Consider the following 17921-nt stretch of genomic DNA (forward strand, 5'->3'; position numbering starts at 1 on the left):
ACCAACGGGCAAAACGTTAGAAGACTCGCTTATTGCCCGCTGAGCTCGCGCGTTGGCGTCAGGAACGAAGGGTGCGCAGGCCGGTGCGGATTTCGCTGACAAGGATCTCGGGCTGTTCCAAGGCCGCGAAGTGCCCGCCCTTGTCGGCCTCGCCGTAGTGGATCAGATTGCTGTAGGTGTCTTCGATCCAGCTACGTGGCACGCGTGGGATGTCCCTCGGGAAGACGGTCACCGCGACCGGAAGCGTCACCTTCGGGCCGGCGAAAGTGAGCGATTTGTTCTCCCAGTAGATGCGGCCGGACGACGCTGCGCTGTTGGTGAACCAGTAGAGGGATATCGCGTCGAGCATGTCGTCGAGGCTGAGAGCATCCTCGGCGAGCCCGTGGTTGTCGGTCTTGGACTGGAACTTCTCGTAGATCCAGGCCGCCTGGCCAGCGGGAGAGTCCGCCAGGGCGAAACCGACAGTCTCCGGCTTCGTGCCCTGAAGGTGGTTCGACCCACCGAGATCACCGGCGTAGAGGGCGAGGGTCTCCACGGCGTAGCGCTGTTCGGGCGACAAGGTGTCGGGTATCTGTGCGGGAAAGGCGTACTGGGTGTTCAGATGAATTCCGAGAAGCCCCTCAGGCTGCATGGCCCCCAGGGCGGTGGTGACGACGGCACCCCAATCGCCGCCCTGCGCGGCCCATCTCGTGTAGCCGAGTCGCTTCATCAGCTCCGCCCATGCGCTGGCGATGCGCGATACAGTCCACCCGGTCTCCGTGGGCTTCTGGGAGAACCCGAACCCGGGGAGCGACGGGACGACGACGTCGAATGAATCGGCGGCGTCTCCTCCGAACGAAACCGGATCGGTCAGCGGGCCGATCAGCTTCAGGAACTCGACGATCGAGCCCGGCCATCCGTGCGTGAGTATCAGCGGCATCGCGTGGGGATTCTTGGACCTGACGTGGATGAAGTGGATGTCCAGCCCATCAATCTCGGTCAGGAATTGGGGGAAGCGATTGAGGTCGGACTCGAAGCGCCGCCAGTCGTAGCCGCGCTCCCAGTAGTCGACCAGAGATCTGGCGTTCTCCACGCGAACCCCTTGCGACCAGTCGCCCACCGTTTCCGGATCCGGCCATCGAGTTCTGGCCAGTCGCTGCTTGACGTCGTCGATCTCCGATTCCGGGATCGAGACGGTGAACGGGCGGACGAGGGTCGAGGTGGGTGGCGTCGGTGCGGTCATTGCCTTCTTCTCTTCTCCTGAGCTTCGAAGTGCAGCTCAACTCTTCACTGCACACTGGTGTACAGCCAATCTCACTGTACACACGTGTGCAATACTGGCGCCATGTCCACCCAGTCCGCCCGTGTGCGCTCGATGATCGAGACCCGCAATCGCATCCTCGACGTCGCCCTCGATGTGCTGGGAGAGAACCCCGACGCCGGAATGGGCGACATCGCCTCCGCTGCCGGCGTCGTCCGTCGCACCGTCTACGACCACTTCCCCTCACGCCTCGACCTGGTTCGGACACTCACGGAACGGGCCGTCACCGAAGTGACAGCCGTGCTCACCGAAGCCAACGCCTCCGGCACGGAAGCGGACGCGACATGGGTCGAATTCATCGCCCGCGTCTGGCCGGTGGCGCACCGGTACCGAGTGCTGTTGGCGCTGCGCCGTGGCGAGTACGGCGAGGCGATCCACGGCCTGCTCGGGCCAGTCGATGAGCTCCTCGCCGATCTCGTGAAACGGGGCCAGGACAGCGACGTGTTCGCACAGCACCTGCCGGCGGGCATTCTGAGCCAGGTTGCCTACGGCGTCGTGTTCGCCATCGCGGACAGTGACCTGTCGAACGGGACCCTAGGCGCCCGAGCAGCGACGATCACGAGCCTGCTGATGCTGGGAGTTCCCGAGACGCGCGCAATCGCTCTCGTGGGCGACCAGCCCTGACCCGCAGCACTCGAGCGGAGCCACGGATCGTCCTGCCGGACACGACATCGTCACCGCACCCCGCCAAGAATCCGGTGAGAACAGTGTGATCGCGACGATGTCGACGGGTCTCTAGTCGAGGGTGTGTGCCGCTCAGCCCGGATCGCGCTCGCTGAGGTCAGAAAAACGCGCGGCCTTGCGCCGTTCGCGGTGTGCGCAGGTTGAGCCCGTTGGCACAGGCGGCGCTGTCGAACCAGGTTCGCCTGTTGTTCTTGGGTGGGGTCCGCGGCGCGTCCGGCCTTCTCGCGCACCATCATCCGCAGCACGTCGTTGATCCGCGCATCGAGACCATCGCGCTTCCACACGTCGAAGTAGTAGCGCACCGCGCCGGTCGGCGGCAGGTCGTGCGGCAACAGTTCCCACTGGCAGCCGGTCCGGTTCTGGTACCGCAGCGCGTTGACGATCTCCCGCATCTCGTAACGCCCCTGATGGCCGGAAACCGACGGATGCCGTGCCTTCCACGCGCCCGCAGGCACGACTCTTCCGGAGATGGAGCACCACCATGCGAGGAGAAATCCTCCACACCCCCGGCGACGTGCGTGTCGAAGATCAAGGACAGTCCTCCCCGGCTTCCATGCTCGTCCAGGGCACCGCGTCGGTGGCGCCCAGGGCGCCGGCGTCGCCAGACGCGTCACACCGGGGCTGTTGCGCCCTCCCAAGAGGAAGCCGTGCCTTCCAGACCACGAATCGGCGTCGTAGGCGCCGTACACGAAACGAGGAGACCCCCACATGCGTGGAGTAGTGATGTACACGGCCGGTGATGTCCGGGTGGAGGAGCGTGAGGAGCCGAAGATCATCGACCCCACCGACGCGATCGTCCGGCTGACCGCGACCTGTATCTGCGGGTCGGACCTGTGGCCCTACCGCGGGGTCGAGCCCGCCGACCACCAGGTCATGGGGCACGAGTACGTGGGCGTGGTCGAGGAAGTCGGCTCCGGGGTGAAGAACGTCAAGGTCGGCGACTTCGTCGTCGGGTCGTTCGTCATCTCCGACAACACCTGCGAGATCTGCCGCTCGGGCTACCAGTCCGGCTGCGTCCACAGGGAATTCGTGGCGCAGACGATCGGCACCCAGGCCGAGAAGGCCCGCATCCCCCACGCGGACGGCACCCTGGTGCCCACGCCAGGGCAGCCGGACCCGGAGCTGATCCCGTCGCTGCTGGCCGCGTCCGACGTGCTCGGCACCGGCTGGTTCGGTGCCGTCGCAGCCGAAGCCGGTCCCGGCAAGACGGTCGCGGTCGTCGGGGACGGTGCGGTCGGCCTGATGGCCATTCTCGCCGCCAAGCAGCTGGGCGCCGAGCGGATCATCGCGATGTCCCGCCACCCTGAGCGGCAGGAGCTGGCCCGGTTCTACGGCGCGACCGACATCGTCGAGGAGCGCGGTGAGGCGGGCGTGGCGAAGATCAAGGAACTCACGGGCGGGCTCGGGGCGCACTCGGTGGTCGAGGCCGTCGGGACCCAGGAGGCGACGATGCAGGCGATCGGCGCCACCCGTCCTGGCGGGCACATGGGCTTCGTCGGCGTCAACTACGACGTCTCGATCCAGGGGATCGACCTGTTCTTCGCCGGCATCCACGTACACGGCGGCCCCGCCCCGGTGCGCCGGTTCCTGCCCGATCTGATCCAGCTCATCTGGGACGGCAAGATCGACCCCGGCAAGGTCTTCGACCTCACCCTGCCGCTGGACCAGGCCGCGGAGGGCTACAAGGCGATGGACGAGCGGCGTGCCACCAAGGTGCTCCTCACGCTCTGACGCGCCTTCGCACGCCCTTGCGCCGCCGTGCTCGATCTCGCCGTCGAGCCCCACGATGGCCGATCGGTGCCGGCTCCGCATCGCTCCGGCGGACGAGGCGGCCCCGATGGCGCTCAGATCCTCGAGCGCGGGTACGCCCAAACCTGCGACCGGCAGGCCGACGCCGGTCGACTTGGGCTCATGGGGAGACCGTGTTGCGCTGCTTCTACGACTTCCACGCGGCGGAGGGCAAAGGCTCGCGGTCGCCGAGGAACTGCATTTCGGGCGGGCCGCGACCATCACGCTCGACCACTACGCCCACCTCATTCCGGAGGCAGCGGAGAAGGGACGCAGGGCGATCGATAGCCTGCTTGATGATCACGTGAACGCGAGTCCTGGCTGGAACTCCCCAGACCCCCAGGACAGTTCCTGAGCGCTGATCGGATGGACCGATGCGCGTAAACAGCGAGGTGAGACGCCAGATGTTCAGTACCCGGCCCACGCTCCAGGGCACCTTCGGCATGGTCTCCTCCACCCACTGGCTCGCCTCGCAGTCGGCGATGGCCGTGCTGGAGGGTGGCGGCAACGCCTACGACGCCGCGGTCGCCGCCGGTTTCGTACTCCATGTCGTCGAGCCACACCTCAACGGCCCCGGGGGTGAGGTACCGATCATCCTGGCGCCGACGGGCGGCGAGGTGCGCGTGCTGTGCGGGCAGGGCGTCGCGCCCGCCGGGGCCACCGTCGCCCACTACCGGTCACTGGGACTGGACCTCGTCCCGGGCACCGGGCCGCTCGCCGCCGCCGTGCCCGGCGCTTTCGACGCCTGGATGCTTCTCCTTCGCGACTACGGCACGAAGTCGCTCGCCGACGTCCTCGCGTACGCCATCGGGTACGCCGAGGACGGCCACGCGCCCGTGGAGCGCGTCTGCGAGACCGTGGAGACGGTCCGTGAGCTCTTCGAGACCGAGTGGACCTCGTCGGCGGAGGTGTATCTGCCAGAGGGCCGCTCCCCACGGCCGGGGGAGTTGCTTCGCAATCCGGCGCTGGCCGCCACATGGCGCCGCCTGATCGCCGAGGCGACCGAGGCGGGCGGCACGGACCGGGTCGCACAGATCGAGGCCGCACGGCAGATCTGGAGCCGCGGGTTCATCGCCGAGGCGCTCATACGGCAGGCGCAGCGCCCCACGATGGACACCAGCGGCACCCGGCACACCGGCACGCTCACCCTGGACGATCTCGCCTCCTGGTCCGCGTCGTACGAGGCGCCGGTGACGTACGACTGGCGCGGCTGGACGCTGTGCAAGGCGGGCAGCTGGAGCCAGGGGCCCGTCTTCCTGCAGCAGCTCGCCCTGCTCCCGCAGGAGCTGCCCGAATACGGCTCCGCCGACTACGTGCATCTGCTCATCGAAGGCTGCAAGCTCGCGATGGCGGACCGCGAGGCCTGGTACGGGGACGCGGCGGAGGTGCCCGTCGCCGAGCTGCTGTCCGACGCGTACAACGCGCGGCGGCGCGCGCTCATCGACGCCAAGGCCTCGCCCGAGCTGCGGCCGGGGAGTCCCGGCGGGCGCACCCCGAAGCTGAGCGAGCACGCGCGCGTGGTGGCCTCCGGAGAACCCGGCTTCGATGCGATGGGTCTCGCGGGGGCGGGCGTGGGCGAGCCGACCGTGGGCGGGAGCGGCCGCTCGCCCGTATCCGGCGCATCGTCCGTGCCCGGCGAACCGGATGTCGCACCGGACGGCGGCACCCGTGGCGACACCTGCCATCTCGACATCGTCGACCGCTGGGGCAACATGATCGCGGCCACGCCCAGCGGCGGCTGGCTGCAGTCCAATCCCGTCGTGCCCGAGCTGGGCTTCCCGCTCGGCACGCGCCTGCAGATGGCGTGGCTGGAGGAGGGCCTGCCGAACTCGCTCACGCCCGGCCGGCGGCCCCGTACGACGCTGACCCCGTCCCTCGCCCTGAAGGACGGGGTGCCGGTGATGGCGTTCGGAACGCCCGGCGGTGATCAGCAGGACCAGTGGCAGGTGCACTTCTTCCTGGCGGTGGCGCTGCGCGGGCCGGTGCGCGGCGGGCTCGACCTGCAGGGCGCCATCGACGCCCCGAACTGGCACAACGACAGCTTCCCCGGTTCCTTCTACCCGCGCGGGATGCGACCGGGCTCCGTCACCGTCGAGTCCCGTATGGACCCCGAGGTCGTCGAGGAGCTGAGGCGCCGCGGTCATGAGGTGACGGTGGGGGAGCCGTGGTCGGAGGGGCGGCTGTGCGCGGTGGCCAGGGACCCGGAGACCGGGATTCTGTCGGCGGCGGCCAATCCGCGCGGGATGCAGGGGTACGCCGTGGGGCGCTGAGGGGCGGCCTGAGCTGCGGAAGCCCGAGGACGAGGCGGCGGAGCGGGGCGGCTTTCATCCCGTTCACGGTGATTCCACCCCCTGTACACCGGGCCCGGCGGGCGATGTCAGTGGCGCATGCTCTCATGGACGCATGATTGATGACTTTCTCGTACACGGACTGACCCACGTCGAGGAGGTGGTCCGCAAGGCGGCCGCCGTCGAGATCGTGCCTCGCTTCCGGCAGCTCGCCGCGCACGAGATCGTCGAGAAGAGCGGGCCGCACGACCTGGTGACCGTGGCGGACCGGCTGGCCGAGGAGTTCCTGACGACAGCGCTCACCGAGCTGCTGCCGGGCTCGGTGGTCGTCGGCGAGGAGGCGGTGCACGCGGACCCGACGACGTACGAGGCGATACGCGGCGAGGCGCCGGTGTGGATCGTCGACCCGGTCGACGGGACGCGGCAGTTCGTGCAAGGGGACCCCGGGTTCTGCACGCTCGTCGCGCTTGCGCTGGGCGGCGAGGTGATCGCCTCGTGGACGTATGCGCCGGCGCTCGACGAGCTGGCCGTGGCTGTTCGCGGGCAGGGTGCCGTGCTCAACGGCGAACCGCTGCGGGCCGGTTCGCCCGCCGCGGGTCAGGCGCTGCAGGTGGCCACGTCCCACCCGGACTACACCACGCCCGAGCAGAAGCAGGACCTGCTCGGGCTGCGCGTGGAGGGCGTGGACCCGCGGCCGTGCGGCTCGGCCGGGCTGGAGTATCTGGCCGTCGCCCGCGGTGAGGTGGACGCCGTGGCCTTCTCATGGGAGGCCGCCTGGGACCACGCCGCCGGGGTGCTGCTCGTGGAGGAGGCGGGCGGTGCGCATCTGACGCGTGCGGGCGAGCCGTTCCGGATAACCGGGGGCAATGCGCTGCCGTTCACGGCCGCGCGAGACGCGGCCACGGCTCGCCGGGTTGCGGGGTTGCTCTCGGGCGGAGCCTGATCTGAAGGCGTGCCCGAGCGTCCTCGAAGTCGAACCGCACAGTGGTCACCTCCAGCTCGACCTCCGTGCCGACGGGCGGCCAGTCGTCGGCATCGCGCGGCAGCCACGGCATGTCGATGAAGCCGTCGAACGGCAGCCCGATGTCGACGAACAGACCCGTGACGCCGGGCGGCCAGGGGGTCGGGGCGATTTCGCCGATCATGCGGGCGCCCGCAGGCAGCGGTCCGCTGTCGTACGGCGGCGCCTCGCAGTGGCGATACCAGCGGGCGTGCCGCCAGGCGTCGGCGAACTCCTCCTCCGTCACCGGCTCCGCATCCGGCGTCTCCTCCGCGGGCCCCTCGGCCAGGACGCCGTACACGGCCTCGTAGAGCTGCACGCCCAATGGGCCGAACTCCTCGCGGACCAGACCCAGTTCGGTCTGGGAAGCGGCGGTGACGGGAACACGGGCAGAGCCCGCGAAGGAGACCTGGCGCATCGGCCAGCCGTCCGGCGCGGTCTCGAACCAGTACGTGGTCTCGTCCTCGTCGGGCCAGACACGAAAGCGGCGCCCCACCATCCGGCCGAGACTACCAACGGCCGCCGGGCCGGCTCCCCGAGCCTGGCCGGGCCGGATTCGAGCCTGGCCCGGCTCGCTGCAAGGCTGGCCGGCTCCCTTGCTTTCAAGGCAGGCCGGGCTGGCTGCCAACTCCCCGTCGGGCTGTCAGAGGCGCGGCATATCCTGTGGTTGCAGTGGCCGTCGGCTGACAAGGGAGTCCGAAGGTGCCGTCGATGCTCGATGCCGTCGTCGTGGGTGCGGGGCCGAATGGACTGACCGCCGCCGTCGAGCTGGCCCGCCGCGGCTTCTCCGTCGCCGTCTTCGAGGCGCGGGACACGGTGGGCGGGGGAGCGCGGACCGAAGAGCTCACGCTGCCCGGTTTCCGGCACGACCCCTGCTCCGCCGCCCACCCGCTGGGGATCAACTCGCCCGCGTTCAAGGCGATGCCCCTCGAGCGGTACGGCCTGGAGTGGCTCCATGCCCCGCTGCCCATGGCACACCCCTTCCTGGACGGCACGGCCGCGGTGCTGTCACGCTCCGTCGCCGAGACGGCCGCGTCGTTCGGCCCGCGCGACGCCGGGACGTACCGCAGGCTGGTCGCCCCCTTCACCAGCAGGTGGGACACCCTCGCCCGCGACTTCATGTCGCTGCCGCTGACCGCGCTCCCACGCGACCCGGTCACCCTGGCCCGCTTCGGACTCGTGGGCCTGCCGCCGTCGACGTGGCTGATGCGCCGGTTCCGCGACGACCGGGCGAAAGCCCTGTTCGCAGGGCTCGTCGCGCATGTCATCGCGCCGCTCGACGGCCTCGCCACCGGCGCCGTCGGCCTCGTCTTCGCGCTGGCCGCGCACGCGGGCGGCTGGCCGGTCGCTCGCGGCGGCTCCCAGTCGATCGCCGACGCCCTCACCGCGTACCTGAAGGACCTCGGCGGCCTCGTGTACACGGACTACGAGGTCAAGCGCCTGGACGACCTGCCGCCCGCGCGCGCGTACGTCTTCGACACCTCGCCCGCCGCGCTCGCCCGGATCGCCGGGCTGGGGCGGGCCTACGAGCGTTATCGGTACGGCGCCAGCGTATTCAAGATCGACTATGCGCTGGACGGGCCGGTGCCGTGGACCGCCGAGGAGCCGCGCCGCGCCGGGACGGTGCAGGTCGGAGCCGGCATCCAGGAGATCGGGGCGGCCCTGCGTGCGGCGTCCCGAGAAGGCCGGGCACCGGATCCGCCGTTCCTGATCACGGTGCAGCCGAGCCTCGCCGACCCGTCCCGCGCACCCGCCGGAAAGCACGTCTTCTGGGCGTACGGTCATGTGCCGAACGGCTGGGACGGCGACCTGACGGACGCCGTCGAGCGGCAGCTGGAGCGGTTCGCCCCAGGCTTCCGCGATCGCGTCCTGGCGCGCGCCACGGCGGGCCCGCCCGAGCTCGCCGCACGCAACCCGAACTACGTCGGCGGCGACATCGCATGCGGCGCCGCCTCCGGCCTGCAGCTGCTGCTCCGCCCCAAGCTCTCCCTCTTCCCGTACAACACCCCGCACCCGGCGATCTTCATCTGCTCGTCGGCGACACCGCCCGGGCCCGGAGTGCACGGGATGTCGGGGCACAATGCGGCGAAGGCGGTGTGGCGGCGACTGCGGCAGAGAGCGTGACCTCCGGGCCTCCGGGCCTCCGGGCCTCCGGGACGGGGCGCGCACGGCGTCACGTCTGCCGATCTTCTGCGGTCTGCTGACCTACGGAAATCGGCTGGCCCTCGGGCCCTGCCGACCCCCGCGCCGCTCCGTACGATGGGTGATATGACCGCCATCACCCTGGTACAGGGGGACATCACCGAGCAGACGGTCGACGCCATCGTCAACGCCGCGAACTCCTCACTGCTCGGCGGCGGGGGTGTCGACGGAGCGATCCACCGGCGGGGCGGGCCCGCGATCCTCGAGGAGTGCCGCAAGCTGCGGGCCTCCGTGTACGGCGGAGGGCTGCCCACCGGCCGGGCAGCCGCTACCACGGCGGGGCAGCTGCACGCCGCTCACGTGATCCACACGGTGGGCCCCGTCTGGTCCCACGGCGAGGACCGTTCCGCGCTGCTGGCCTCCTGCTATCGGCAGTCCCTGCGCATCGCCGCCGAGCTGGGCGCTCGGACCGTCGCCTTCCCCGCGATCTCCACCGGACGCTACGGCTGGCCGCTGGACGACGGGGCCCGCATCGCCATCCGCACCGTGCGGGAGGCCGCCGCGCCGCCCGTCGAGGAGGTGAGGTTCGTCCTCTTCGACAAGGAGGCGTACGAGGCGTTCGAGGCGGCGCTCGCGGAGCCGGCGAAGAGCTGAGCGCGGCGCTGGCCGAGCCGGCGAAGAGCTGACCGCGGCGCTCGCCGAACCGGCGAAGAGCTGACGCGACTCAGCCGCGGGCCGCGGGGCCGGACCAGGCCCACGGGCCGAGCGCGCCAAGCATGAGACGCGCGCCCCTCAGGCATCCGGAGGGAAGCGCGCCCCCAGGCAGCGCAAGGTTGATGTCGGATTTCCGCCAGCTCCGCCCGACACCGTGCACCATCCTTGAGCCATGCACACCGATACCGAGCGCTGTCTGCGCGCCGTGCAGGCCAAGGAGGCCCGCTTCGACGGGTGGTTCTTCACGGCCGTACTGACCACGGGGATCTACTGCCGCCCGAGCTGCCCGGTCGTGCCGCCCAAGCCGCAGAACATGAGGTTCTACCCGTCCGCCGCCGCCTGCCAGCAGGCCGGATTCCGCGCCTGCAAACGCTGCCGCCCCGACACCAGCCCGGGCTCGCCCGAGTGGAACCAGCGCGCCGACCTCGTGGCCCGCGCCATGCGGCTCATCGGCGACGGCATCGTCGACCGTGAAGGTGTCCCCGGGCTCGCCGCCCGCCTCGGCTACAGCACCCGGCAGATCGAGCGGCAGCTGCTCGCCGAGCTGGGTGCCGGCCCCCTCGCGCTCGCCCGGGCCCAGCGCGCCCAGACCGCCCGCCTGCTCGTCGAGACGACCGCGCTGCCCATGGCGGAGATCGCCTTCGCCGCGGGTTTCGCCTCGATCCGCACCTTCAACGACACCGTACGAGAGGTCTACGCGCTAGCCCCGAGCGAGCTGCGCACCCGGGCCCTGAGGGGCACCCAGAGGACGAACGGAACGGGCACCCCGGGCGCGCTCACCCTGCGGCTGCCGTTCCGCGCGCCGCTCAATCCCGACAACCTCTTCGGCCACCTCGCCGCGACCGCCGTACCTGGCGTGGAGGAGTGGCGAGACGGCGCCTACCGGCGCACGCTCCGCCTCCCCTACGGGCACGGAATCGCCGCGCTCACCCCCGCCCCCGACCACATCGGCTGCCGCCTGACCCTCACCGACCTGCGCGACCTGCCCGTCGCCATCAGCCGCTGCCGCCGCATGCTCGACCTCGACGCCGACCCGGTCGCCATCGACGACCTGCTCCGCACGGACCCGCTGCTCACGCCGCTCGTCGACAAGGCGCCGGGCCGGCGGGTGCCGCGCACCGTCGACGAGGCCGAGTTTGCGGTGCGCGCGGTGCTCGGCCAGCAGGTCTCCACGGCTGCCGCACGAACCCACGCGGCCAGGCTGGTCGTCGCCCACGGCGAGCCCGTCGACGACCCCGAGGGCGGCCTCACCCACCTCTTCCCGTCACCCGAAGCGCTGGCCGCGCTGGACCCCGAGTCACTCGCCCTGCCGCGGAGCCGCCGCACCACGCTCACCACGCTTGTCCACCAACTAGCCGCAGAAGAGCTGCGGTTGGGTGCCGACAGCGACTGGGACGAGGCCCGCGTACGGCTCGCCGCGCTGCCCGGGTTCGGACCCTGGACCGTCGAGGCCATCGCCATGCGCGCCCTCGGCGACCCGGACGCCTTCCTCGCCACCGACCTCGGAATGCGGCGCGCCGCCCAGGAACTGGGCCTGCCGTCCACTCCGGCCGCGCTCACCGCCCGCGCCGCGGCCTGGCGCCCATGGCGGGCCTACGCGGTCCAGTACTTGTGGGCCACCGACGACCACCCGATCAACTTCATGCCCATGTAGGGCAGTTACGAAAAAGGATGTACGAACACATGTCACCGAGCAACCGTCAGCACACCGTCATGGACAGCCCCTACGGCCAGCTCACCGTCGTCCTCACCGACGGCGTCCTGTCCGGCCTCTATATGACCGGCCAGCGCCACCGCCCGCCCGAGGAGAGTTTCGGCGACCGCGACGACACCGCCTTCGCCTTCGCGGAGATCGCCACCCAGCTGAAGGCCTACTTCGCAGGCGAGCTGAAGGAGTTCACGCTCCCCCTCCACCTCCACGGAACGCCCTTCCAGCGCACCGTCTGGGAGCAGCTCCGGAAGATCCCGTACGGCGAGACCCGCTCCTACGGCGAACTCGCCCACGAACTCGGCAACCCCAAGGCCTCCCGCGCGGTCGGCCTCGCCAACGGCCGCAACCCCGTCGGCATCATCGTGCCCTGCCACCGAGTGGTCGGCGCGGACGGCAGCCTGACGGGCTACGGCGGCGGCCTGGAACGCAAGCAGCAGCTGCTGGACTTCGAGCGGGGCGCCGGACTGTTCTGATCGTGGACCGCGGATCATCCCCGGTCAGTGGGACAGGGACTCATCCCCGGTCAGTGGGACAGGGACTCATCCCCGGTCAGTGGGCCAGGCTCCGCAGCAACTCCGGCAGCGCCGTCCCGATCGGCTCCCGGACGACCTCGTCGGCCTGGTCGTCGTACGGCGTCGGCTCGGCGTTGACGATGATCAGCCGTGCGCCGTGGTCGGCGGCGAGACCGGCGAGACCCGCGGCGGGCTGCACCTGCAGAGTCGTCCCGACCGCGATGAACACCTGGCACGCCTTGGTGATGGCGACCGCCTGGCCCAGTACCTCCGGATCGAGCCGCTCGCCGAACATGACCGTCGCGGACTTGAGGATCCCGCCGCAGTCCAGGCACGACGGGTCCTCCTCACCCGCGGCGACCCGCGCGAGCGCGTCCTCCATCGAGGAGCGGGCGCCGCACCCGGTGCACATCACGGACCGCGCGGTCCCGTGCAATTCGAGGACCTTGCGGTCCGGCAGCCCGGCGAGCTGGTGCAGCCCGTCGACGTTCTGTGTGATGACCCGCACCGGCACCCCGGAACGCTCCAGGTCGACCACCGCCAGGTGTGCGGCGTTCGGCTGGGCCTGCAGGGTCCGGTTCTTGCGCCGCATCTGCCATGAACGGCGGCGGATCTCCGGATCCGCCATGTAGTACTCGTACGTGACGAGCTTCTCGGCCTCCGGATCCCGCCGCCACAGCCCGTTCGGCCCGCGGTAGTCCGGGATGCCGGAGTCGGTGGAGATACCGGCGCCGCTGAGGATGGCGACGAGAGGCTTGTCCATGCCGTCGAGCCTAGGCCGCGGGGCCCACGGCGGCGAACCGATATCCCAGGTCCCGCAGCGCGGGACTCCGTACCGCCGTCGTCACATCGCAGGCCGGCCGTTCTCCAACTCGGCCGTGCCGGTGCCCTCCTCCAGTACGTCGAGTGCGGCGAGCACCCGGAGGCTCAGCGTGCCGTGCAGGTACTGCTGGATCTCGGCACGTGGCACCAGCCGCCAGGACAGCAGCTCCTCCTCCTGCAGCCGGATCGACTTGAGCTGTTCCTCGGCGAGCACGCCGCCGTCGTACACATAGGCCACGATCGGCGGGCGCCCCGTGCCCAGCACCCAGTCCACCGCGAGCAGCCGCCCGAGCTCGACGTCCAGGCCGATCTCCTCCAGCGTTTCGCGCCTGGCGCCCTGCCGCGGGCTCTCACCGGCGTCGGATTCGATGGTTCCGCCGGGCAGCGCCCAGCCCTCGCGGTAGTTGGGCTCGACGACCAGTACGCGCCCTTCGGCGTCACGGAAGAGGGCGGCGGCGCCGGCGAGGACGCGGGGGAGGCCGGCGATGTAGGTGGCGTAGTCCGGAGTGGTCACCAGGGAAGGGTAACCAGCGCGGGCGCCTCCCACCCGCGGCTTCAACCCGGTGTACGTCAGGTGTTCTGCGCGGCCAGCAGTACCGTGCGCTCAGCCAGTTCGCTGATACGCGCCCCGTCGAAGCCGAACACGGCGCTGCGTACGGTGTCCTCCAGCGGTTCCTTCCACTGGGGCGGGATCGCGGCGGCTCCGCACAGCACGCCCGCGACGGAACCGGCGGTCGCGCCGTTGGAGTCGGTGTCGAGGCCGCCGCGCACCGTCAGAGCGATGGTGCGGGTGAAGTCGCCGTCTCCGTACAGGAGTCCGGCGGTGATGACGGCGGCGTTGGGGATCGCGTGGATCCAGTTGAGCCCCGCCGTCTCCTCCTGGACCGCGTCGAGTGTGTCCTCCCAGCCGAGCCGCGAGTCGTGCAGCGAGATGACGCGTCGTACCGTCCGGGCGAGACGGCTGCTCGCCGGGATCACGGTGAGCGCGGTGTCCACCGCGGCCCGCACCGTCGGCGCCGTGAACGCGGCGGACACCAGCGCCGCCGCCCACATCGCGCCGTACACGCCGTTGCCGCTGTGGGACAGCACCGCGTCGCGGCGGGCGAGCGATGCCGCGCGGCGCGGGGCGCCCGGGCAGGTCCAGCCGAAGACGTCGGCGCGGATGAGTGCGCCGATCCACTCCTGGTAGGGATTGTCGTAGGTCGCGGTCAGCGGCGGCTTCAGGCCGTTCGCGAGGTTGCGGTACGCGGCCCGCTCCGCGGTGAACGTCTGGAGATACGGGAGCCGCAGCAGCCACAGTTCGCCCACCTGTTCGGTGGTGAAGCCGAAGCCGTGGGTTTCCAGCAGGTCCAGGCCGAGGATCGCGTAGTCCACGTCGTCGTCCCGGCAGCTGCCGTGGATACGGCCCCGTACGCACGAGCGCCACTCGGGGCGCAGCGCGAACCCGTCGGACTCGGACACGGGTTCCGGCAGATAGTCCGTGAGGGGAAGGGCGGCTGCCCGTGTGAGATAGCCGTCGATGCGCTCGCGTGTCCAGTGGTCGCCCTGCTCCACCGGCTTGCCGAGCATGTTGCCCGCGATCCGGCCGAGCCAGCCGCCGAGGATCCGGTCGTCGAGTGCCGTGCCCACATCCGTGCCCACATGCGTGTCCACAGAGGTCATGCCTCCGGTTTACCCATTCCCGGGCGCTTTCGCGCGGCCGATGCCGGGCCGGGGCCAACACCACCTGACGCGGGCCATGGGCAGCGGGCCCCGCCGCCGGTTAAGGTCGCAGCGGCGCGACTGCCCTGCGTGAGCAGCAGGGCCCGGAAGCAAGGGGATGCAACGGTGGCGGACGCTGCACGGACGGCAGCGGGCAAGGCACAGGCGACGGGCCCGTCGGGGTCGTCGGGGAAGTCCGGCCAGGTCGGACGCGTGCTGATAGCCGCAGACAAGTTCAAGGGATCACTCACGGCCGTGGAGGTCGCCGAGCGTGTCGCGGCCGGCCTGCGCCGCGTCGCTCCATGGGTGGAGGTCGAGGCGCTGCCGGTGGCCGACGGCGGCGACGGTACGGTCGCGGCCGCCGTCGCCGCCGGATTCGAGCGCCGGGAGGTACGGGTCACCGGGCCGCTCGGCGACCAGGTCACGGCGGCGTACGCGCTGCGCGAGGGGACCGCCGTGGTCGAGATGGCGGAGGCCAGCGGGCTCCAGTGGCTGCCGGACGGCGTCTTCGCGCCGTTGAGCGCGACGACGTACGGCTCCGGGGAGCTGATCCGCGCGGCCCTCGACGCCGGGGCCCGCACCATCGTCTTCGGCGTCGGCGGCAGCGCCACCACCGACGGGGGCGCGGGAATGCTGGCCGCGCTCGGGGCGCGGTTCCTGGACGCTGACGGGGAACCCGTCGCGCCGGGCGGCGGGCCGCTGCGGGGGCTGGCCTCCGCGGATCTGTCCGGCCTCGATCCGCGCATCGCCGATGTCGACGTGGTGCTCGCCAGCGACGTCGACAACCCGCTGACCGGGCCTACGGGGGCGCCCGCGGTGTACGGGCCGCAGAAGGGGGCGAGCCCGGAGGACGTGGCCACGCTTGACGCTGCGCTCGGCCATTACGCCGCGGTCCTGGAGAAGGCGATCGGCCCGAAGGCTGCGGAGTACGCGCAGTCGCCGGGGGCGGGGGCCGCGGGGGGTATCGGATACGGGGCTCTCGTCGGGTTCGGGGCGAGCTTCCGGCCCGGTATCGAGGTCATGCTGGACGTTCTCGGCTTCGCGCCCGCACTGGAACGCGCCGCCCTCGTCATCACGGGGGAGGGCTCGCTGGACGAGCAGACCCTGCACGGCAAGGCCCCGGCGGGCGTCGCCGCGGCGGCGCGTGCGGCGGGCAAGGAGGTCGTGGCGGTCTGCGGCCGCCTTGCGCTCCGGCCTGAGGCGCTGGGCCGGGCAGGCATCCGTCGGGCGTACGCGCTCACGGACGTGGAACCGGACGTCGCCCGCTGCATCGCCGAGGCGGGGCCGATTCTGGAGACGGTGGCGGAGCGGATCGGCCGCGACTTCCTGACGTGATGGGCTCCGCCCACGGTGGGTGACGCCTCCGGGCGGGTGGCCCCGTCCTCTGTGTGGTGCCTCCAGCCGGGGTGGCTCCGCCCTCGCTGCGCGGTACCGCCGACCGAGTGGCGTCTGCGGCCCGTGGCCGGTACGCCACCCGCCGGTGGGTGGGGCGGGGCCGCGCCGGGATCACCGTGCGTCGCGTATGGCCAGAGCGCGGGGTTCCAGTGGCCCGCCCCGGTCAGCGGCACCGAAAAAACGGGTGTGGCCCGAGCCAGAAGGCTCGGGCCACACCCGTTTGCGTACCGTTAGGGCAGCTGCGCTGCCCTGGCCTCACGCCGGTTGTCCCGGAAGTTGTTCACCCTCCGAGCCGTGGCGAAGAGGGGAATCACCGCGCCCAGCACGAGCTGGAGGGAGCAGCCGGTCTGGAGGAGCAGCTGGCCCCCCGGCGCATCGAACGCCCAGGCCGTCAGCAGACCCATGCTGAGGACGATCCACGAGAGCATCGCCACCGCGAGGCGCCCCCGCGGCTTCGGGTACTCGACCCGGCTCACCATGAGCCAGGCCGTCCCGAGGATCGCCATGAGCGTGGCGACGAACGGCAGCTCGAGCAGAACGATCGAGACGACGGTCAGCGCACCGAACGGCGACGGCATGCCCTGGAACGTGCCGTCCTTCACCGTCACGCACGAGAATCTCGCGAGGCGGAGGACGACTGCCAGGAGGACGACGATCGCCCCGACCGCCGCCACCCGCTGGTGCGCGTCGTCCGCGACCATGCCGTAGACGAGGACGAAGTACGCAGGCGCCAGCCCGAAGCTGATCAGGTCGGAGAGGTTGTCCAGCTCCGCACCCATCGGCGACGAGCGGAGCTTTCGTGCCACCAGTCCGTCGAACAGGTCGAAGACCGCCGCGCACAGCATGAGGATCACGGCCGTGGCCGCGCTGTGCCGGGCCATGCCCGACTCCTGGCTGCCCGTGAGGTGCGGGATCAGGATGCCGGTGGTGGTGAAGTACACCGCCATGAAGCCGCACGTGGCGTTGCCGAGCGTGAGGGTGTCCGCTATCGACAGGCGCAGCGACAGCGGCATCTCTTCCGCGTCGTCGTCCACCTCGTCGGCCTCCGGCACCCAGCCGGGCTTGGTATGGGGATCAATCACGGTCAATGCGAGTCACCCCAGCCACGGTCTTCTGGCCGACCTCGACCGCGACCTCGACGCCCTCGGGCAGGTAGATGTCGACGCGCGAGCCGAACCGGATCAGACCGATCCGCTCGCCCTGCTCGACCTTCGTGCCCTGCGGGATGTAGGGGACGATGCGGCGGGCGACCGCACCGGCGATCTGCACCATCTCGATGTCGCCGAGCTCGGTGTCGAAGTGCCAGACGACGCGCTCGTTGTTCTCGCTCTCCTTGTTGAACGCCGGCACGAACCCACCGGGGATGTGCTCGACCGACGTCACTGTGCCCGCGAGGGGTGCGCGGTTGACGTGGACGTTCAGCGGGCTCATGAAGATCGCGACGCGGGTGCGTCCGTCCTTCCACGGCATGATGCTCTGCACCACGCCGTCGGCCGGGGAGATGACGCGGCCCGGAGCGATCTCACGCTCCGGGTCGCGGAAGAACCACAGCATGCCCGCCGCGAGAGCGGTGGCGGGCACGGCGACGGCGGCCGCGCTCCTGGAGCGGCGCGACCGGGCCAGGCTCAGGGCAGCGGTGGCGACGGTCGGCAGGAGCCACGGCGATGCTCCGCGCGCGAGGCGTACGCCGGCGAGGCTGTCGCGAGGTGCAGAGGTTTGGCTGTGGGGCATGGATGACCTTCGTAGCGGATGATGCCGCGCTGTTGACGGGGGACGGCGGCTTTCCGGGATCGTATCGGTTACGGCCCGCAACTGGGCAAGCCGTGAAGCCGAGTCGACGGCCGAAGTGCGCTGACGGGGTGTG

17 protein-coding genes are annotated in these 17921 nt (G+C 71.0%); 9 read left to right on the top strand and 8 right to left on the bottom strand.

The features are described 5' to 3' along the window. Positions 1–58 precede the first annotated feature (58 nt). The gene (locus ACSMXV_RS33895) at positions 59–1222 is read right to left on the bottom strand and encodes an epoxide hydrolase family protein (protein ID WP_473174938.1); all 1164 of its coding nucleotides are present in this window, start codon (positions 1220–1222) and stop codon (positions 59–61) included. 102 nt (positions 1223–1324) lie between these two features. Here ACSMXV_RS33895 and ACSMXV_RS33900 point away from each other — a divergent pair, with 102 nt between their 5' ends. Beyond that, positions 1325–1924, top strand: coding sequence for a TetR/AcrR family transcriptional regulator (locus tag ACSMXV_RS33900; RefSeq protein ID WP_473174939.1), 600 nt, complete (start codon positions 1325–1327; stop codon positions 1922–1924). Positions 1925–1974: 50 nt separating this feature from the next. Here ACSMXV_RS33900 and ACSMXV_RS33905 read toward each other — a convergent pair whose 3' ends face one another. Beyond that, positions 1975–2760, bottom strand: coding sequence for a transposase (locus ACSMXV_RS33905; RefSeq protein WP_473174940.1), 786 nt, complete (start codon positions 2758–2760; stop codon positions 1975–1977). On the opposite strand from ACSMXV_RS33905, the gene ACSMXV_RS33910 reads away from it, so the two are divergent. The 3 genes from ACSMXV_RS33910 (at position 2693) to ACSMXV_RS33920 (ending at position 7003) form a co-directional block, all read left to right on the top strand. Further along, positions 2693–3715: a zinc-dependent alcohol dehydrogenase family protein gene (locus ACSMXV_RS33910; RefSeq protein WP_473174941.1), complete on the top strand. Its 1023-nt coding sequence runs from the start codon at positions 2693–2695 to the stop codon at positions 3713–3715. The genes ACSMXV_RS33905 and ACSMXV_RS33910 overlap by 68 nt on opposite strands. A gap of 461 nt (positions 3716–4176) precedes the next feature. Continuing rightward, positions 4177–6042 carry a gamma-glutamyltransferase family protein gene (locus ACSMXV_RS33915; protein ID WP_473174942.1) on the top strand — a complete coding sequence of 622 codons (1866 nt, stop codon included), beginning with the start codon at positions 4177–4179 and terminating at the stop codon, positions 6040–6042. Positions 6043–6175: 133 nt separating this feature from the next. Beyond that, positions 6176–7003 (top strand): inositol monophosphatase family protein, encoded by an 828-nt coding sequence (locus tag ACSMXV_RS33920; protein ID WP_473174943.1) that lies wholly within the window; start codon positions 6176–6178, stop codon positions 7001–7003. Here ACSMXV_RS33920 and ACSMXV_RS33925 read toward each other — a convergent pair. After that, entirely contained in the window at positions 6939–7559 is a 621-nt protein-coding gene (locus ACSMXV_RS33925; RefSeq protein ID WP_473174944.1) for a S1 domain-containing protein, read from the bottom strand. The two genes, ACSMXV_RS33920 and ACSMXV_RS33925, sit on opposite strands and share 65 nt — an antisense overlap. 212 nt (positions 7560–7771) lie before the next feature. Here ACSMXV_RS33925 and ACSMXV_RS33930 point away from each other — a divergent pair, with 212 nt between their 5' ends. The 4 genes from ACSMXV_RS33930 (at position 7772) to ACSMXV_RS33945 (ending at position 12100) form a co-directional block, all read left to right on the top strand. Beyond that, positions 7772–9184: a phytoene desaturase family protein gene (locus ACSMXV_RS33930; RefSeq protein ID WP_473174945.1), complete on the top strand. Its 1413-nt coding sequence runs from the start codon at positions 7772–7774 to the stop codon at positions 9182–9184. 144 nt (positions 9185–9328) lie between these two features. Then, positions 9329–9856, top strand: a complete 528-nt coding sequence (locus ACSMXV_RS33935) for an O-acetyl-ADP-ribose deacetylase (protein WP_181657596.1) — start codon at positions 9329–9331, stop codon at positions 9854–9856. Between the two features lie 232 nt (positions 9857–10088). Next, entirely contained in the window at positions 10089–11570 is a 1482-nt protein-coding gene (locus ACSMXV_RS33940; protein WP_473174946.1) for an AlkA N-terminal domain-containing protein, read from the top strand. A gap of 29 nt (positions 11571–11599) precedes the next feature. Beyond that, a complete protein-coding gene (locus ACSMXV_RS33945) occupies positions 11600–12100 on the top strand; it encodes a methylated-DNA--[protein]-cysteine S-methyltransferase (protein WP_473174947.1) in 501 nt (166 codons plus the stop codon). Between the two features lie 76 nt (positions 12101–12176). Here ACSMXV_RS33945 and ACSMXV_RS33950 read toward each other — a convergent pair whose 3' ends face one another. The 3 genes from ACSMXV_RS33950 to ACSMXV_RS33960 all read right to left on the bottom strand — a co-directional run bounded on the left by ACSMXV_RS33950 (position 12177) and on the right by ACSMXV_RS33960 (position 14623). Beyond that, on the bottom strand, positions 12177–12902 hold the full coding sequence (locus ACSMXV_RS33950; protein ID WP_473174948.1) for an SIR2 family NAD-dependent protein deacylase: 726 nt from the start codon (positions 12900–12902) through the stop codon (positions 12177–12179). A gap of 81 nt (positions 12903–12983) precedes the next feature. Beyond that, a complete protein-coding gene (locus tag ACSMXV_RS33955; protein WP_181657593.1) occupies positions 12984–13475 on the bottom strand; it encodes an NUDIX domain-containing protein in 492 nt (163 codons plus the stop codon). Positions 13476–13531: 56 nt separating this feature from the next. Further along, a complete protein-coding gene (locus ACSMXV_RS33960) occupies positions 13532–14623 on the bottom strand; it encodes an ADP-ribosylglycohydrolase family protein (protein WP_473174949.1) in 1092 nt (363 codons plus the stop codon). Between the two features lie 252 nt (positions 14624–14875). Between ACSMXV_RS33960 and ACSMXV_RS33965 the strand changes: the two genes are divergently transcribed. Next, the gene (locus ACSMXV_RS33965) at positions 14876–15997 is read left to right on the top strand and encodes a glycerate kinase (RefSeq protein WP_473179150.1); all 1122 of its coding nucleotides are present in this window, start codon (positions 14876–14878) and stop codon (positions 15995–15997) included. Between the two features lie 290 nt (positions 15998–16287). Here ACSMXV_RS33965 and pssA read toward each other — a convergent pair whose 3' ends face one another. Together pssA and ACSMXV_RS33975 are read right to left on the bottom strand one after the other, a co-directional pair. Then, the gene (gene pssA, locus ACSMXV_RS33970) at positions 16288–17109 is read right to left on the bottom strand and encodes a CDP-diacylglycerol--serine O-phosphatidyltransferase (RefSeq protein ID WP_181657699.1); all 822 of its coding nucleotides are present in this window, start codon (positions 17107–17109) and stop codon (positions 16288–16290) included. Positions 17110–17131: 22 nt separating this feature from the next. Continuing rightward, positions 17132–17788, bottom strand: coding sequence for a phosphatidylserine decarboxylase (locus ACSMXV_RS33975; RefSeq protein WP_473174950.1), 657 nt, complete (start codon positions 17786–17788; stop codon positions 17132–17134). Between the last annotated feature and the right edge of the window lie 133 nt (positions 17789–17921).

The organism is Streptomyces sp. DSM 42067, from assembly GCF_055792885.1.

What these genes read in the sequence shown, in the direction of transcription:
- ACSMXV_RS33895 (WP_473174938.1), bottom strand. Translation starts at nt 1,222, where the DNA reads ATGACCGCACCGACGCCACCCACCTCGACCCTCGTCCGCCCGTTCACC.
- ACSMXV_RS33900 (WP_473174939.1), top strand. Translation starts at nt 1,325, where the DNA reads ATGTCCACCCAGTCCGCCCGTGTGCGCTCGATGATCGAGACCCGCAAT.
- ACSMXV_RS33910 (WP_473174941.1), top strand. Translation starts at nt 2,693, where the DNA reads ATGCGTGGAGTAGTGATGTACACGGCCGGTGATGTCCGGGTGGAGGAG.
- ACSMXV_RS33905 (WP_473174940.1), bottom strand. Translation starts at nt 2,760, where the DNA reads ATGATCTTCGGCTCCTCACGCTCCTCCACCCGGACATCACCGGCCGTG.
- ACSMXV_RS33915 (WP_473174942.1), top strand. Translation starts at nt 4,177, where the DNA reads ATGTTCAGTACCCGGCCCACGCTCCAGGGCACCTTCGGCATGGTCTCC.
- ACSMXV_RS33920 (WP_473174943.1), top strand. Translation starts at nt 6,176, where the DNA reads ATGATTGATGACTTTCTCGTACACGGACTGACCCACGTCGAGGAGGTG.
- ACSMXV_RS33925 (WP_473174944.1), bottom strand. Translation starts at nt 7,559, where the DNA reads ATGGTGGGGCGCCGCTTTCGTGTCTGGCCCGACGAGGACGAGACCACG.
- ACSMXV_RS33930 (WP_473174945.1), top strand. Translation starts at nt 7,772, where the DNA reads ATGCTCGATGCCGTCGTCGTGGGTGCGGGGCCGAATGGACTGACCGCC.
- ACSMXV_RS33935 (WP_181657596.1), top strand. Translation starts at nt 9,329, where the DNA reads ATGACCGCCATCACCCTGGTACAGGGGGACATCACCGAGCAGACGGTC.
- ACSMXV_RS33940 (WP_473174946.1), top strand. Translation starts at nt 10,089, where the DNA reads ATGCACACCGATACCGAGCGCTGTCTGCGCGCCGTGCAGGCCAAGGAG.
- ACSMXV_RS33945 (WP_473174947.1), top strand. Translation starts at nt 11,600, where the DNA reads ATGTCACCGAGCAACCGTCAGCACACCGTCATGGACAGCCCCTACGGC.
- ACSMXV_RS33950 (WP_473174948.1), bottom strand. Translation starts at nt 12,902, where the DNA reads ATGGACAAGCCTCTCGTCGCCATCCTCAGCGGCGCCGGTATCTCCACC.
- ACSMXV_RS33960 (WP_473174949.1), bottom strand. Translation starts at nt 14,623, where the DNA reads ATGACCTCTGTGGACACGCATGTGGGCACGGATGTGGGCACGGCACTC.
- ACSMXV_RS33975 (WP_473174950.1), bottom strand. Translation starts at nt 17,788, where the DNA reads ATGCCCCACAGCCAAACCTCTGCACCTCGCGACAGCCTCGCCGGCGTA.